Origin of the sequence: Synechococcus elongatus PCC 11801 (assembly GCF_003846445.2) — a bacterium.
Taxonomy (GTDB): Bacteria; Cyanobacteriota; Cyanobacteriia; order Synechococcales; family Synechococcaceae; genus Synechococcus; species Synechococcus elongatus_A.
In genome coordinates, this window is sequence record NZ_CP030139.2 from 917953 (window position 1) to 931320 (window position 13368).

General features: G+C 49.5%; 13 protein-coding genes. 5 read left to right on the plus strand and 8 right to left on the minus strand.

What is annotated here, in order from left to right:
• Nucleotides 1-124 precede the first annotated feature (124 nt).
• Together psbA and DOP62_RS04390 are read right to left on the minus strand one after the other, a co-directional pair.
• Nucleotides 125-1207, minus strand: coding sequence for a photosystem II q(b) protein (gene psbA / locus DOP62_RS04385; protein ID WP_338431276.1), 1083 nt, complete (start codon nt 1205-1207; stop codon nt 125-127).
• Nucleotides 1208-1308: 101 nt separating this feature from the next.
• Entirely contained in the window at nt 1309-1653 is a 345-nt protein-coding gene (locus tag DOP62_RS04390; protein WP_208676689.1) for a histidine triad nucleotide-binding protein, read from the minus strand.
• Nucleotides 1654-1740: 87 nt separating this feature from the next.
• Between DOP62_RS04390 and DOP62_RS04395 the strand changes: the two genes are divergently transcribed.
• Nucleotides 1741-3279: a YifB family Mg chelatase-like AAA ATPase gene (locus DOP62_RS04395; protein WP_208676691.1), complete on the plus strand. Its 1539-nt coding sequence runs from the start codon at nt 1741-1743 to the stop codon at nt 3277-3279.
• A 37-nt stretch (nt 3280-3316) separates the two neighbouring features.
• Here the strand turns inward: DOP62_RS04395 and DOP62_RS04400 are convergent, their stop codons facing one another.
• Entirely contained in the window at nt 3317-3892 is a 576-nt protein-coding gene (locus DOP62_RS04400) for a hypothetical protein (RefSeq protein WP_208676693.1), read from the minus strand.
• A 120-nt stretch (nt 3893-4012) separates the two neighbouring features.
• Nucleotides 4013-4861, minus strand: a complete 849-nt coding sequence (gene psb29 / locus DOP62_RS04405) for a photosystem II biogenesis protein Psp29 (RefSeq protein ID WP_261790063.1) — start codon at nt 4859-4861, stop codon at nt 4013-4015.
• Here psb29 and clpP point away from each other — a divergent pair.
• Nucleotides 4827-5507, plus strand: coding sequence for an ATP-dependent Clp endopeptidase proteolytic subunit ClpP (clpP, locus tag DOP62_RS04410; RefSeq protein ID WP_261790082.1), 681 nt, complete (start codon nt 4827-4829; stop codon nt 5505-5507). The two genes, psb29 and clpP, sit on opposite strands and share 35 nt — an antisense overlap.
• A gap of 9 nt (nt 5508-5516) precedes the next feature.
• On the opposite strand, the gene DOP62_RS04415 is transcribed toward clpP, so the two are convergent.
• Nucleotides 5517-6383, minus strand: coding sequence for a PHP domain-containing protein (locus DOP62_RS04415; RefSeq protein ID WP_275937698.1), 867 nt, complete (start codon nt 6381-6383; stop codon nt 5517-5519).
• 25 nt (nt 6384-6408) lie between these two features.
• On the opposite strand from DOP62_RS04415, the gene ilvC reads away from it, so the two are divergent.
• Complete coding sequence (gene ilvC, locus DOP62_RS04420; RefSeq protein WP_208676699.1) at nt 6409-7401, plus strand: ketol-acid reductoisomerase; 993 nt, start codon at nt 6409-6411, stop codon at nt 7399-7401.
• Nucleotides 7402-7530: 129 nt separating this feature from the next.
• Here the strand turns inward: ilvC and DOP62_RS04425 are convergent, their stop codons facing one another.
• Both DOP62_RS04425 and DOP62_RS04430 read right to left on the minus strand, forming a co-directional pair.
• Entirely contained in the window at nt 7531-7746 is a 216-nt protein-coding gene (locus tag DOP62_RS04425) for a hypothetical protein (RefSeq protein WP_261790064.1), read from the minus strand.
• Between the two features lie 59 nt (nt 7747-7805).
• Nucleotides 7806-7979 carry a phage integrase N-terminal SAM-like domain-containing protein gene (locus DOP62_RS04430; protein WP_370538876.1) on the minus strand — a complete coding sequence of 58 codons (174 nt, stop codon included), beginning with the start codon at nt 7977-7979 and terminating at the stop codon, nt 7806-7808.
• Nucleotides 7980-8256: 277 nt separating this feature from the next.
• Here DOP62_RS04430 and DOP62_RS04435 point away from each other — a divergent pair, with 277 nt between their 5' ends.
• A complete protein-coding gene (locus tag DOP62_RS04435; protein ID WP_208676701.1) occupies nt 8257-9132 on the plus strand; it encodes a hypothetical protein in 876 nt (291 codons plus the stop codon).
• The gene (locus tag DOP62_RS04440; RefSeq protein ID WP_370538877.1) at nt 9125-12787 is read left to right on the plus strand and encodes a DEAD/DEAH box helicase; all 3663 of its coding nucleotides are present in this window, start codon (nt 9125-9127) and stop codon (nt 12785-12787) included. The genes DOP62_RS04435 and DOP62_RS04440 overlap by 8 nt, the downstream gene beginning before the upstream one ends.
• Nucleotides 12788-13015: 228 nt before the next feature.
• Here DOP62_RS04440 and DOP62_RS04445 read toward each other — a convergent pair whose 3' ends face one another.
• Entirely contained in the window at nt 13016-13240 is a 225-nt protein-coding gene (locus tag DOP62_RS04445; RefSeq protein WP_370538878.1) for a hypothetical protein, read from the minus strand.
• Between the last annotated feature and the right edge of the window lie 128 nt (nt 13241-13368).

Genomic DNA, 13368 nt, shown 5'->3' on the forward strand with positions numbered 1-13368 from the left:
ACTTCAACCTGCGATCGCGCAGCCATCAAAGCAATCTTGCCAAAAGCGAGAGGGCTCTGGATTCCAGAGCCCTCTCACAACTACTCAACTATTCAATTGAGCAATGACTTTGCATCAGCGGGAATTAGCCGTTGATAGCAGGAGCGGTCAGAGCAACGGGGGTTGCTTCGCCAGCAGCCAAGTCGAGGGGGAAGTTGTGAGCATTGCGCTCGTGCATCACTTCCATACCCAGGTTGGCGCGGTTCAGCACGTCTGCCCAGGTGTTCACCACACGACCTTGGCTATCCAAGATCGACTGGTTGAAGTTGAAACCGTTCAGGTTGAACGCCATGGTGCTGATGCCCAAGGACGTGAACCAGATGCCCACTACCGGCCATGCAGCCAGGAAGAAGTGCAGCGAACGGCTGTTGTTGAACGAAGCGTATTGGAAGATCAAGCGACCGAAGTAACCGTGGGCTGCCACGATGTTGTAGGTCTCTTCTTCTTGACCAAATTTGTAGCCGTAGTTTTGGCTCTCAGCTTCGGTCGTCTCACGCACCAGCGAGCTGGTCACGAGCGAACCGTGCATTGCCGAGAACAGCGAACCACCGAACACGCCAGCAACGCCGAGCATGTGGAAGGGGTGCATCAAAATGTTGTGCTCAGCTTGGAACACGAACATGAAGTTGAAGGTGCCGCTGATACCCAAAGGCATGCCGTCCGAGAACGAACCTTGGCCGATCGGGTAGATCAGGAACACTGCAGTCGCTGCTGCAACCGGTGCGCTGTATGCAACACAGATCCAGGGACGCATACCGAGGCGGTACGACAGTTCCCACTCACGGCCCATGTAGCAGAAGACGCCGATCAGGAAGTGGAACACTACCAATTGGTAGGGGCCACCGTTGTAGAGCCACTCGTCGAGGCTAGCGGCTTCCCAGATCGGGTAGAAGTGCAAACCAATTGCGTTGCTGGAAGGAACAACAGCACCAGAGATGATGTTGTTGCCATACATCAACGAACCAGCAACAGGCTCGCGGATGCCGTCGATGTCGACGGGAGGTGCTGCGATGAACGCAACGATGAAGCAGATGGTGGCGGTCAGCAGGGTGGGGATCATCAACACGCCGAACCAGCCCACATAGAGGCGGTTGTCGGTGCTGGTCACCCACTCGCAGAACTGCTGCCACAGGCTGGCGCTCTCGCGCCGCTGCAATGCAGTCGTCATTTTGCGATGAGTCCTTAGTTGAACTATTTACGAGGCTTAATATCCTCGTGAGTAGAATCTAACAAGTAGATTGAGTTTTGTAAAGAACTTTCAGATTGTTCTCAGCCGGGTGGCCAGGCCAGCGATCGCCCACCTAAAACGTGCAGGTGCAGGTGATAGACGGTTTGCCCACCGGCAGGGCCAGTGTTAATCACAGTGCGGTAGCCGTCAGCCAGCCCTTCTTGAGCGGCGATCGCCTTCACAGTCAGCAATAAATGACCAAGCAGGGCCTGGTGTTCCGGGCTAGCTCCATCAAGATTGGCGATCGCCTGCTTGGGAATCACCAAGATGTGAACGGGGGCTTGGGGCGCAACATCGCGAAATGCAAGGCACAGCTCGTCTTCATAAACAATGTCAGCCGGAATCTCGCGACGGATGATCTTGCCAAAGATCGTGTCTTCACTCATTGGTGACTTTCCAAAGAGAACTGGAGTGATCTTAGGGGGGCGGATGAGGGCTCGGCATGCTAGCAGTAGGCGTCAGGGATCGGAACGATGCATGCTCGGACTTGGAGTGCTGCCCTGATCGGTTTAGATGCGGTTCCAGTCTGCGTCGAAGCCGATGTCTCGGCTGGCTTGCCAGGCATGGTTCTCGTCGGTTTGCCAGATACAGCAATTCAGGAATCGAAGGAGCGGGTGCGAGCTGCGATTCGCAATGCAGGGCTCTCATTTCCCATGCAGCGAGTGGTGGTCAATCTGGCACCAGGCGATCTGCGCAAGGAAGGTCCCAGTTTTGATTTGGCGATCGCCATGGCGGTCTTGGCAGCATCAGGACAACTGCCGAGTCCGCAACTTGATCGCTTCTTACTACTGGGAGAGGTTGCTCTCGATGGCAGTCTTCGCGCGATCGCAGGTGTTTTATCAGTGGCGGTCGCTGCTCAACAGCTGGGCTATCAAGCACTGGTGCTGCCTGCTGCTAATGCTGCTGAGGCCACGTTGGTCAAAGGATTGGCAGTCTATGGCTTCAATACCGTTGCAGAAGTGGCTGAGTTTCTCCGCCATCCTGATCGCGGAAATCCGTGCCCTGCGACGCTGCTGGAGTCGGAGGATAACAGTCAGCCGTCATCAGCCTCAAGCCTCGACTTAGCTGATGTGCAGGGCCAATTGCAGGCACGGCGGGCATTAGAAATCTCGGCGGCGGGGGGACACAACCTCTTATTTATCGGGCCGCCGGGCAGCGGCAAAACAATGTTGGCGCGGCGTCTGCCAGGTATTCTGCCGACCCTCAGCTTTGAAGAAGCACTGGAAGTGACGCGCATCCACTCATCAGCAGGCCTATTGAAAGAACGAGGCCACTTGATTCGCGATCGCCCGTTTCGCAGTCCGCACCATTCCGCATCGGGGCCGTCCCTCGTAGGCGGCGGCTCTTTTCCACGACCTGGCGAAATTTCCCTTGCCCATCGCGGTGTGTTGTTTCTCGACGAACTGACGGAGTTTAAGCGGGAGGTGTTGGATTTCCTGCGGCAGCCGTTGGAAGACGGTCAAGTGATGATTTCACGAACGCGGCAGTCAGTCGCCTTTCCCGCCCGATTTACCCTCGTCGCCAGTGCAAATCCCTGCCCCTGTGGTTATTTTGGCGATACGCTACAGCCCTGCACCTGCGGTCTGAATCAGCGGCAACGCTACTGGAATCGTCTTTCGGGACCACTGCTCGATCGCATTGATCTGCAAGTGAGTGTGCAGCGGTTACCTCCGACGGATCTGGCACGAAGTCAACTCGGAGAGTCGACAGCGATCGTGCGCGATCGCGTGGCACGGGCTCGCAAGCAAGCGCAAAGCCGCTTTCAAGGTCGCCTACGCTGCAATGCCGAAATGCAGAGTGCCGACCTCCGACACTGGTGTGCTTTAACCGAGTCAACCACTGTGCTGTTAGAAAAAATCATCACCAAGTTACGGCTGTCAGGGCGATCGACGGCTCGCATCCTTAAAGTGGCTCGCACGATCGCTGATTTGGATAGTAGTGAACAGCTCCAGAGTCAGCACTTGGCAGAAGCCGCGCAGTATCGTGGCCTCGATCGCTTGATGGAGGGCTGACCAATCAGTGAATTGTGCTGCTGAGTTCGAGACTGACCTAGCGTAAAAACTGTAGCGATCGCAGAATTTGCTCGGCTTGGCTGGGAGTGATACCGCGCCGACATTGGGGATCTTTCTGGACATAACTGACACCGTAGAAAGGTCCTTTGCCAACCCAGTCCGATCGAAGACTTGCTTGGGGTTGCTGCCGCTGCTGAGCAGTTGGAACACGGTAGCGACTGTTGGTGTTGAGGTCGCCAAACCAAAGCATGACGCGATCGCGAAAGAGAGGAACGTCAACCTCGTAGCCGTAGGCTTGGTCAACACCGCCAACACCCCCGCCAACGGCAACCATCGTGAAGCAATTACCTTTGCTGTTGTGATAGAGGATTTCGTAGTCGGGGCCAAAGCGACAGACCCCTTGCCCCTCCCGTAGTGCATTGGGAGGACAGGGATCAACAGAAATCTTTTTGACTTGAAAGCCCGCTGGAACCTTCCCAGGAACAATGACTGGAATACCAAGGCTTTTCAACTGTTGTTGTTGCGACGGCGTCAGACTCACCGCCGGAGTTGCCCAACCTAAACTCAGCCCGATCGCGATCGCGGCACCTCGGCTCCAGCGTCCTGCTTGCATCTGACCTTCCTGAACTCCCAACCCCCGCGATGCTAACAGGGGTGGGTCGGTTCAACTGGACTTCAACGCGATCGCTTAAGACAAGCAAGTTTCAGCGATCGCGTGTGGGATCTCAGTGATCTAAGACGGCGTTTCACTGGTTTCCGGTTCGGCAGGTTCAGGATTCTCACTTGCCGCTTCCAATGCGGGCGCTTCAGCTGCTGCGGCTTTCGCCAGTTTTTCCTGCTCGCGCTGCTCCCGCTTGCGGCGATCGGCTTGGATCGCTTCTTCCATCGTGATCCGCGCCTGTTCCATCTTCTCGAGGTTGCTGCGGTACAGCTCGAGATCCTTGAGCAGCTTTTCGCTGGGGAGATGGAAGCGCTCGGCGATCGCAGTCACCGTTGCTTTCAGCGCATCGTTGTCTTGCACCAAATCTGGTGCAGCACTTTCCAGCAAACTGAACAGCCCGATCGCAAATAGACGGCTGTATTTGAATTCCGAACGACCTGCGATTGATTGGAAGCCATTGCGAACCAGATCCGGTGCGCCGTTGAGGGCTTCGGCATCTGTCAACCACTGACGAATCGTGTCGCTGCCAACCCCCTTGACTTGCTCCGCGATCGCATTGGCGTCGTGACGATATTGATCGGGATTTTGGCGAACCGCTTGGGTCAGTGCTGTAAACAAAGGCCCCACTGCTTCGATTGGGCGGTAGCTGCTCATAAAGGAGTCGAAAGCCGTGACCACACCCAAGGCAAACAGCGGGTCATAGACAAAACTCGTATTAACCGAGAGGAGGTGGATTTCCACCAACAGCTCCTCTACGACGCGCCGATAGAGGGGGTTAATGGGGCGCGTATAGGCAGCGTAGAAGGCACGCTTGCTATCTGAAACGGTAGGAACAGAGGTCACGTTAGGCACTGAAGCGTGGGAGCTGGAACAATTGTGAGCCGCGATCGCCAGCTTTGCCAAGCAACGACCGAAGGGCACCTCTGGCTACAATAACGAAGTCTTCACCGACCGTGCAGCAACCGAGAACCTCATGATCCCCATCGTCGTCGAAGAATCTGGACGGGGCGAACGCGCCTTTGATATCTACTCGCGTCTGTTGCGGGAGCGGATTATCTTCTTGGGCGAGCCTGTCACCTCTGATGTCGCCAACCGCATCGTGGCGCAGTTGCTGTTCCTCGAAGCCGAAGATCCCGAGAAAGACATTTACCTCTACATCAACTCGCCGGGCGGCTCGGTCTACGACGGCTTGGGCATTTTCGACACGATGAACCACATCCGTCCTGACGTTTCGACAGTTTGTGTCGGTCTGGCGGCCAGTATGGGCGCATTCCTGCTGGCGGCGGGTGCCAAAGGCAAGCGCACCAGCTTGGCTCACTCGCGGATCATGATTCACCAACCCTTGGGGGGTGCTCAGGGTCAGGCTAAGGACATCGAAATCCAAGCCAACGAAATCCTCTACATCAAGCAGAATCTGAACGAGGTATTGGCCGAGCGCACCGGTCAGCCCCTCAGCCGCATTGAGGATGACACCGATCGCGACTTCTTCATGTCCGCCAATGAAGCGGTGGAATACGGTCTGATCGATCGCGTCATCGATCGCCGTGCCCTCAACACCGCTGCTTAGGCTCATCCCTTAATCTGCAGCATTGCGCAGCGGTTCCAGCCAGTCGGTTGGGACCGCTTGTGTATTGAGGGATTCCGCATGACGGCCACCACCATTGCCCGGGCCGTGATAATCGCTGCCACCGCTGGGTAGCAGTTGGTAGCGATCGCACCATTCCTCGAGTTGCCGGCGATCGCTGGGGCTATGCCCGGGATGAATGACCTCCAGTCCTTGCAAGCCGGCTTCCACCAACAGCGGCAATGTCTCTTCGACGCGACCACCCCGCCAGAGAAACGGATGCGCCCAGACGACAACCGCACCGGCCTCTCGCAACCAGCGAATGCCTTCGACGACATCTAGTTTTTCGTAAGGCACATAGGCGGGAGCTTGTTCACCGAGGAAGCGGCGGAAGGCTTCATCCCAGCTCTGGACGTGACCCGCATTTAGGAGCGCTTGGGCAAAGTGAGGCCGACCCGGCATCTGTCCAGCTTGCAATTCTGGCAGGACGATCGGGGCTCCAAGTTCCGCTAGTTTGGTGGCGATCGCCTCTGCCCGTCGCCAGCGTCCCGCCTGTTGCTCAATCAGCAGCGGTTCCAAAATCTCGCGATCGGGCCAAAAGCCCAGCAGATGCAAAGAGCGATCGTTGTGAATCGTGCTGAGTTCAATGCCGGGAACGATTTCGAGGCGATTCCCTGCGGCTGCGATCGCTGCTGTCCAGCCCCCCAAGGTGTCGTGATCAGTGATTGCCAGTGCCGTCACCCCAGCCGCGATCGCCGCTTCGACTAGCTCGGTGGGCGACAGACTGCCATCGGAATAGGTGGTGTGGGTATGCAGCTCTAGCATGAATGGCTCGCGGGTAAGGCTATTGGTAGAATGTAAGGCTTGTGACTTATTCATCGCACAGACCAAGGAGAGCCGCTGCATGGCCCGGATGTATTACGACGCCGATGCCAATTTGGATTTGTTGAATGGCAAAACGGTGGCCATCATTGGCTATGGCTCGCAAGGCCATGCCCACGCCCTCAACCTCCGCGACAGCGGTGTGAACGTCGTGGTTGGTCTGTACCCCGGCAGCAAATCGGCTGCGAAAGCCGAGGCGGAAGGTCTGAAAGTGCTGCCCGTGGCGGAAGCCGCGCAAGCTGCAGACTGGATCATGATCCTGCTGCCCGATGAATTCCAAAAGAGCGTTTTTGAAAGCGAAATCCGTCCGGCTCTGAGTGCAGGGAAAGTCCTCGCCTTTGCTCACGGTTTCAACATCCACTTCGCCCAAATCGTGCCGCCCGCCGATGTGGACGTGGTGATGATTGCACCGAAGAGCCCCGGCCACTTGGTGCGTCGCACCTATGAACAAGGCCAAGGTGTGCCCTGCCTGTTCGCGATCTACCAAGATGCCAGCGGTCAAGCTCGCGATCGCGCCATGGCTTACGCCAAAGGCATTGGTGGCACCCGCGCCGGCATTCTGGAAACCAGCTTCCGTGAAGAAACCGAAACCGACCTGTTCGGCGAACAAGCGGTGCTTTGCGGTGGTTTGAGCGCCCTGATCAAAACCGGTTTTGAAACACTGGTGGAAGCTGGTTATCAACCTGAGCTGGCCTACTTCGAGTGTCTGCACGAAGTCAAGCTGATCGTCGATTTGATCGTCGAAGGTGGTTTGGCGGCAATGCGCGATAGCATCTCCAACACGGCAGAATACGGCGACTATGTCACCGGTCCTCGCCTGATCACGGAAGAAACCAAGGCTGAAATGAAGCGCGTGCTGGCCGACATTCAGCAAGGTCGTTTCGCCCTCGACTTCGTTCAAGAGTGTGGTGCTGGCAAGCCGGTGATGACGGCAACCCGTCGTCTGGAAGCCGAGCATCCGATCGAGTCGGTGGGCAAAGACCTGCGGGCTATGTTTAGCTGGCTGAAAAAGTAAGCGCCTAAGCGATCGCTATTAATCGGCGATCGCCTATCAGTCTGTTCTAAAAATCCGGTTTGGGAGTGGTTGTTAACGCTGAGTCGTTCGCCGCTTCTTGGCCGGATTTTGCGTTGTTGAGCGCCGCAATTACTCAGTTGCATCCATTGCTAACAGCAGTCTTCTCAGCAGTGGCACGAGTGTCGCCAGCTCCTCGGAAGTGGCAAATTCGGAGAGCAGCGCCCCTTCTTGAGCGAAAAAACGGGCATCACTATCATCCGCTAGCGCAATACCTTTGGGCGTCAGTTGCACAATCACGCTACGGCGATCGCTACCATCCCGCGATCGCACCACAATACACGGCAACTCTATTTGTAAAACCTGCCGATAGAGAAACAGTCAGGCGCTCAAAGCAACGGTTTGCGTTACGGGGCCACATGACACTGAATCGCTAAGTGAGATAGGTAAGCTCGAATCTTGTCGCTCCCCATCTCTCTCAGATGGCGCTTGTTGTAGAACAGGATGAAATCTCGAATGTAGTAAAGATACGACTTCTTGGTCTTGAGGCTGAAATGTTTAAGGCGAATCGCTTCTCTCACCTGATCAAGCAGGTGCAGTGGTTATGGTGATGACATAGGTAGATGCTGGATAACCCCGACTGGGGGGGTATTGTCCGTCAAAAGTGCTGGATAACACCCCAAAACCACGGTGTCATCCCGTAGATCCGGTGGATAATATTCGGCATCACGGTAGTTATCTAACGGATCTGACGCTTAATACATAGTTAGCTGTCCTAAAAGTAATAGCTTGTGTGGCGATTACGGATTTGGAAAAGCTATATTGGCTTGGGCCTTCTAGATTATTTGGAGTCCACATTTGTTCTGCAACTGGTTTGCCATCAATAAAAGAGAGCCTTGCCCTTACAATTTTTTAGTTGAAGATATTACAGAAAGTAGTCAACCGAACCTTGCAGATCCAGATGACTCTATTCTTGATGATTTTGCCAAGTATCTTTTGACTGCACATGCAGATCCTGAGATGATCAAGAATGAATGCACGATTCTCCTTAAAGACTTAGAGGATGTAGATTTACCTATAATTAAAGAAGAAATTGAGCAAAAAATTTTCCAGAAATACGCCGAAGAAGAAGTTTTACCTGTTAGGACATCTGGCTTTAAAGGTTTAGCTTGGTTTGGTAATTTTGGTGAGATCTTATCATCACTGATTTTGATAAAATTTCAAGGTTTTTCGTCACCTATTTACAAATTGAGGTATCGCGAAAAAACCTCTTGGGCAATGAAATTGACAGATTTTTGTCTTATCAAAAATTGTGAAAGATTGGCTAAACCTTTGATTTGCTATGGTGAAGTCAAAACTAAATCTAGTCATTTTGATGCCGATCTCGGAATTCAAGGTCATGATAGTTTAATCAAGGATGATGCATTAGAAGACCCTGAAATACTTAAATTTTTTTGTAAAATGCTTTACAGCAGGGAGAAATTTGATGAGGCAGACTTCTTCTCAAAAATTAGGCTTGGAAAAATAGCTTACGATAAACACTTCTATCTTTTTCTTGTGCATGAAAAACAAACTTGGAGTGATGAGATCTTAGATAAGCTTAATACCCATTCAATAGATGAACGATTAGAAAATTTCTGCGTCAGTGTAGTACTTATTCAAGAACTAAGAAAAATTATTGATGAGTCCTACGCACGAGCTTGGAAAGGGGTGAGAGAAATTGTCAATGGATAAGCAGACCTTTCTGAAAAACACCTCTAATAGCCTCAGAGAATTAAATTCAGATCCAATTTTTAGAAATAATTTATATCAAGTTCGAACAAAAGCTATTCAACATGAATTTCTTCCAGGGCAGTCAGATACTCAGTTTACGTTTGACTTTAAGAGAATCTGGCAATATTGTGACTATCTTCTTTCAGAAAGTATTCTATTGCTAAAAGAAAATTTTGACGATAAGAATTATTTACTAGAAAATATTAAAACTGCCGCCCAATCTTTTGAATTTTTGGCAAAGTTTGCAAACCGAGAGGAGCGAGAAACTTTGCTAATAAACTCTGCTATTTGTTATCAAATATCGGGATATCAAGCAAACTCATTTTGCATTAGTAGACTCATTGAAGCTGAATTTTTGAATCAGGCAAATATCCCACAGCCTGGAGAAATAGATTCTGAATTGACAAGATTTTTTAGACAAGCCTTTATTAATTTTCTGCGTCGAGAAGTCCGACGAATGCAAGAAGTTTCAAGTCTTGCAATTGATAGAATTAATGGTTTCCAGACTACTATTTCTCAACAGATAAAACATCCAGACTTTTCAATAAATGATGTTTTTGCGTTGACTGCTCATGCATTTTTTCATCGCTCGATTAGCGATTTTTCACAGTTTTGTCTAAGTGGCAACCTAGAAATTTTTGAAGAGTGTAAAAGGAAACTTCAAAAGAGCCAATGTAACTTCTCAAAGGCAGGTGATTCCACCTTTGCTGTAATCGTTTCAGAACTTCTGGCTATCCTTGATTTATTCTCTGAGCGTTCAACATGGATTAACATAAATGAATATGCTAGCAATTTGCTAAATGACCCAATTTGGCGGTTCTACCTTAGAAATCTAGCCCAGGAGAAATCGATTGTTGAGTTTTGGGTATCTCAACTAAAAGCCATTCAAAACCACTTACTCACAAGTAATGATAGCTTTGTTGTACAAATGCCAACTAGTGCAGGGAAAACCTTTATTGCAGAGTTGGCTATCTTAGCATCTCTGACTGCTGGAGCTGATACTCGATGTCTTTATATAGCTCCATACCGAGCATTAGTAAATGAAGTTCAAAGCCACTTATCAAATGTGCTTAGTAAACTTGGATATCGTGTATCTAAACTTGTTGGCGGTTTTGAATTTGATACATTCCAGAATTTTCTGCTGACTCAAGCCCATGTTCTTGTAACTACTCCTGAAAAGGTAGATATGCTGTTAAGAACAAAACCAGATTACTTTAATGAAATAGGAACTATTATTGTTGACGAAGGACATATGATTGATGAGGGGATTTCTACATTAGAAGATCTCCCTGAGGGTAAAACACTTTTGGAAGAGCTGCATGAGCAAGAAACGCTAGGTAGAGGAGTTCTTCTTGAGTTTTTGATGACTCGACTTAAGGCTAAGATTCCACAGAGCCGTTTCATTTTTATTTCTGCGGTTATGCCTGAAGTTAATTCCGATGATTTTGTGAGGTGGTTATGCAGTAGCCAGCAGGATGCCTTGCACATCGATCCTTCTGAGCGCCCTTCGCGTCAAGTAATTGGAAAGTTCGAATGGCGCTCAGAAAATAATGGCGAAATTCAGTATTTGAACTTACCTCAACTTTCTACAGGTAGACAACCATGGGTTCCAAGTTTTATTCAGCGGAAACAATACTATACGGGTGAATTAACGCCTACAGGTCGAAGAGAAAGAAAAAGTTGGCCAGATATTAATAATAAGAGCCAGACATCAGCAATGCTTGCAGTAAGACTTGCTAAAACAGGTCCAGTTCTGGTTTTTTGCGCGCAAACTCGAGATGCAAGAGATGTCTTAAATAATCTTGTCAAAACCCTCAAATATCTTGAGGCTTCAGAGGAACTACCTACTGATGATCTTCGATATGAAGCTGAACCAAACTTAGCCTCCTATCATGAAGCAATTGAATGGCTAGGCGAAGGTCATCCTTTAACGCAGGCTCTCCATTACCGTGTAGGCTTACACTATGGACCGTTACCAGACCCTGTGAGGCAAGCAATTGAAGAGGAGTTTCGAGATAACCGCTTAAGGATTTTAGTTAGTACTAATACTTTAGGACAAGGAGTTAATTTGCCTGTTAAGACGGTAATTATCCATAGTCTAGAACGACGTTGGTCTGAATCTACAAATGATGGTGAACCAGTTATTTATTCGAATAGCCTGAGAAAACGAGATTTTTGGAATATTTGTGGGAGAGCAGGCAGAGCTGGAAAGGAAACTGAAGGACAGGTTGTGTTTGTAAAAATTACCTCTCATGATGAGGAACTGATTCGAGAATACCAGAATCAAGGAAATCTTGAAGAAGTAGATAGTGGGTTATTCAAAATACTTCAGGCTTTAGTAGAGAGGCGAATCAGTCAAAATGATCTAATTGGCTACCTCGATTCTCACCTACTAGCGTTGCTAGCTGAAGAGGCAGTAGATACTCAGGATGAAGCTAATATTTCGAGTTTTCTTGATACTAGTTTAGTCGGAGTACAGGCGAATCGAAAGCAAGTAGAAAAAACTCCTTTAGCCTCCGCAATGAGGACGGCCTCAGCTTGGATACTTGATCAAGTTGAAGATGAGGGACTAAGGAAAGTATTTGCTGCAACTGGCTTAAGAGTATCTAGCTGTCAGGCTATTGAAGCAAATATAAATCAGTATTTTGAAGAAATTAGATCGGAATTGGAAAATATAGAGAATGTAGAATATGTAGAGAATACTCGTTTTCGAAATAGTGATTTCTTCATCCAGGTTGCTTTTATAGCCTGCCAAAGTTTACCAGAAATGAGATTATTGCATACTATTGACTACCATGGGCCTGAAGGCGATGAATTCTCTTTAATTAGAAGCTGGGTAAATGGTGCACCGATTCGAGAATTGCGGAATAATCTTTGGGATCCTGATAAGGAAGAGGATTTTAGCCGCTATTTAGCAGATAGAATCACTTACAAGCTACCTTGGGGAATCAATGGTTTCCTAAGTATTTTGGCATTCAAATTAGGAAGAGAATATACTGATTTGCCAGTTATATGGCAGCATCTTCCATCCATGGTAAAGTTCGGCGTTAATAGTATCTTTAGTTGCTGGGCTAGCAGCCTCGGTATCACCTCAAGAAACTCAGCATTACAAATAGGCCAAGCATACTTATCTGAAAACCCTTTTCAAACTCTTGACTATAGTGACTTTGTTCGATGGTTTGTAAACTTACCCAATGACTATATTTTTAGTGAGATAAGTGTTTCGAATTTTGAGTATTCCAGTATGTTTAAGATTCGAAATGGAATCGTTTTTGGCAATGAAAGTCTGCAATGCTTGCGTGAAGAGATACAGGAAATTGAATCTCCAGTAAGAGAAATTTCATACGTGGATAGTCGGGTGACTGTAGCAGCAAAAGTAAGAGAAGGAGATGTCTTGGAACTGAATTTAGAACCTGATAATCCTTACGATCCCACTGCTGTTAGCGTTTCCTTTGACGGGGAACAAATTGGCTATGTACAACGCGACAAGGCAATCATTATTTCAAGAGAACTGCAGCTTGGCAAGCAAGTAACGGCTCGTGCGACTCGGGTTAGATTTATTGATGATCAAGCTAATCAAGATCCTTTAATAGATATGCAAATCATGATTGAGTGAAAAAGGGCATTCCATCTCTCAGCAGTTACATGCTAGATAATCGGTGTGATAACAGCTAACACCGCGTTGGTGCGGACGGGAAAGAGGTTATTGGTAGATGTTCAATGTTGTCTGCCGCCGCACAACTACACAGTTAGCTGGCTCCGCAGAGAGCCTTTCCACTTATCCTTTGAGGTTGTCGGTCAGCCCGAAAGCACCCTGCAACAACTCTGCCAATATGGCAACCGCTTAGTGCGGCAACATGCCCAAGACAATTTGGTGAGCCGTGGCCTTGCTGTCTAACAGCATCCCAACCAACAACAGTTCTTGGCAACACAAGCTAGGAACTGTTGAATGACCTTCGGCGCTGGTGCGATCGGCCTGCAATTCGCAGTTATTCAATTCCTGAAAGATGGAGCTAAGGGGGATTCGAACCCCTGGCCTTACGGGTGCGATCCGCGAAACCCAAGGCATTGACGTTAATCGGCAGGTGGCTTTCACGACTAATCGGAACAATCAATAACCATTGCCGCATTAACAGCAAGTTGCGAGCGGGCGGGCGATCGATGTCAGTTGAGTCTCTAACTGAATCAGAGTTTAGT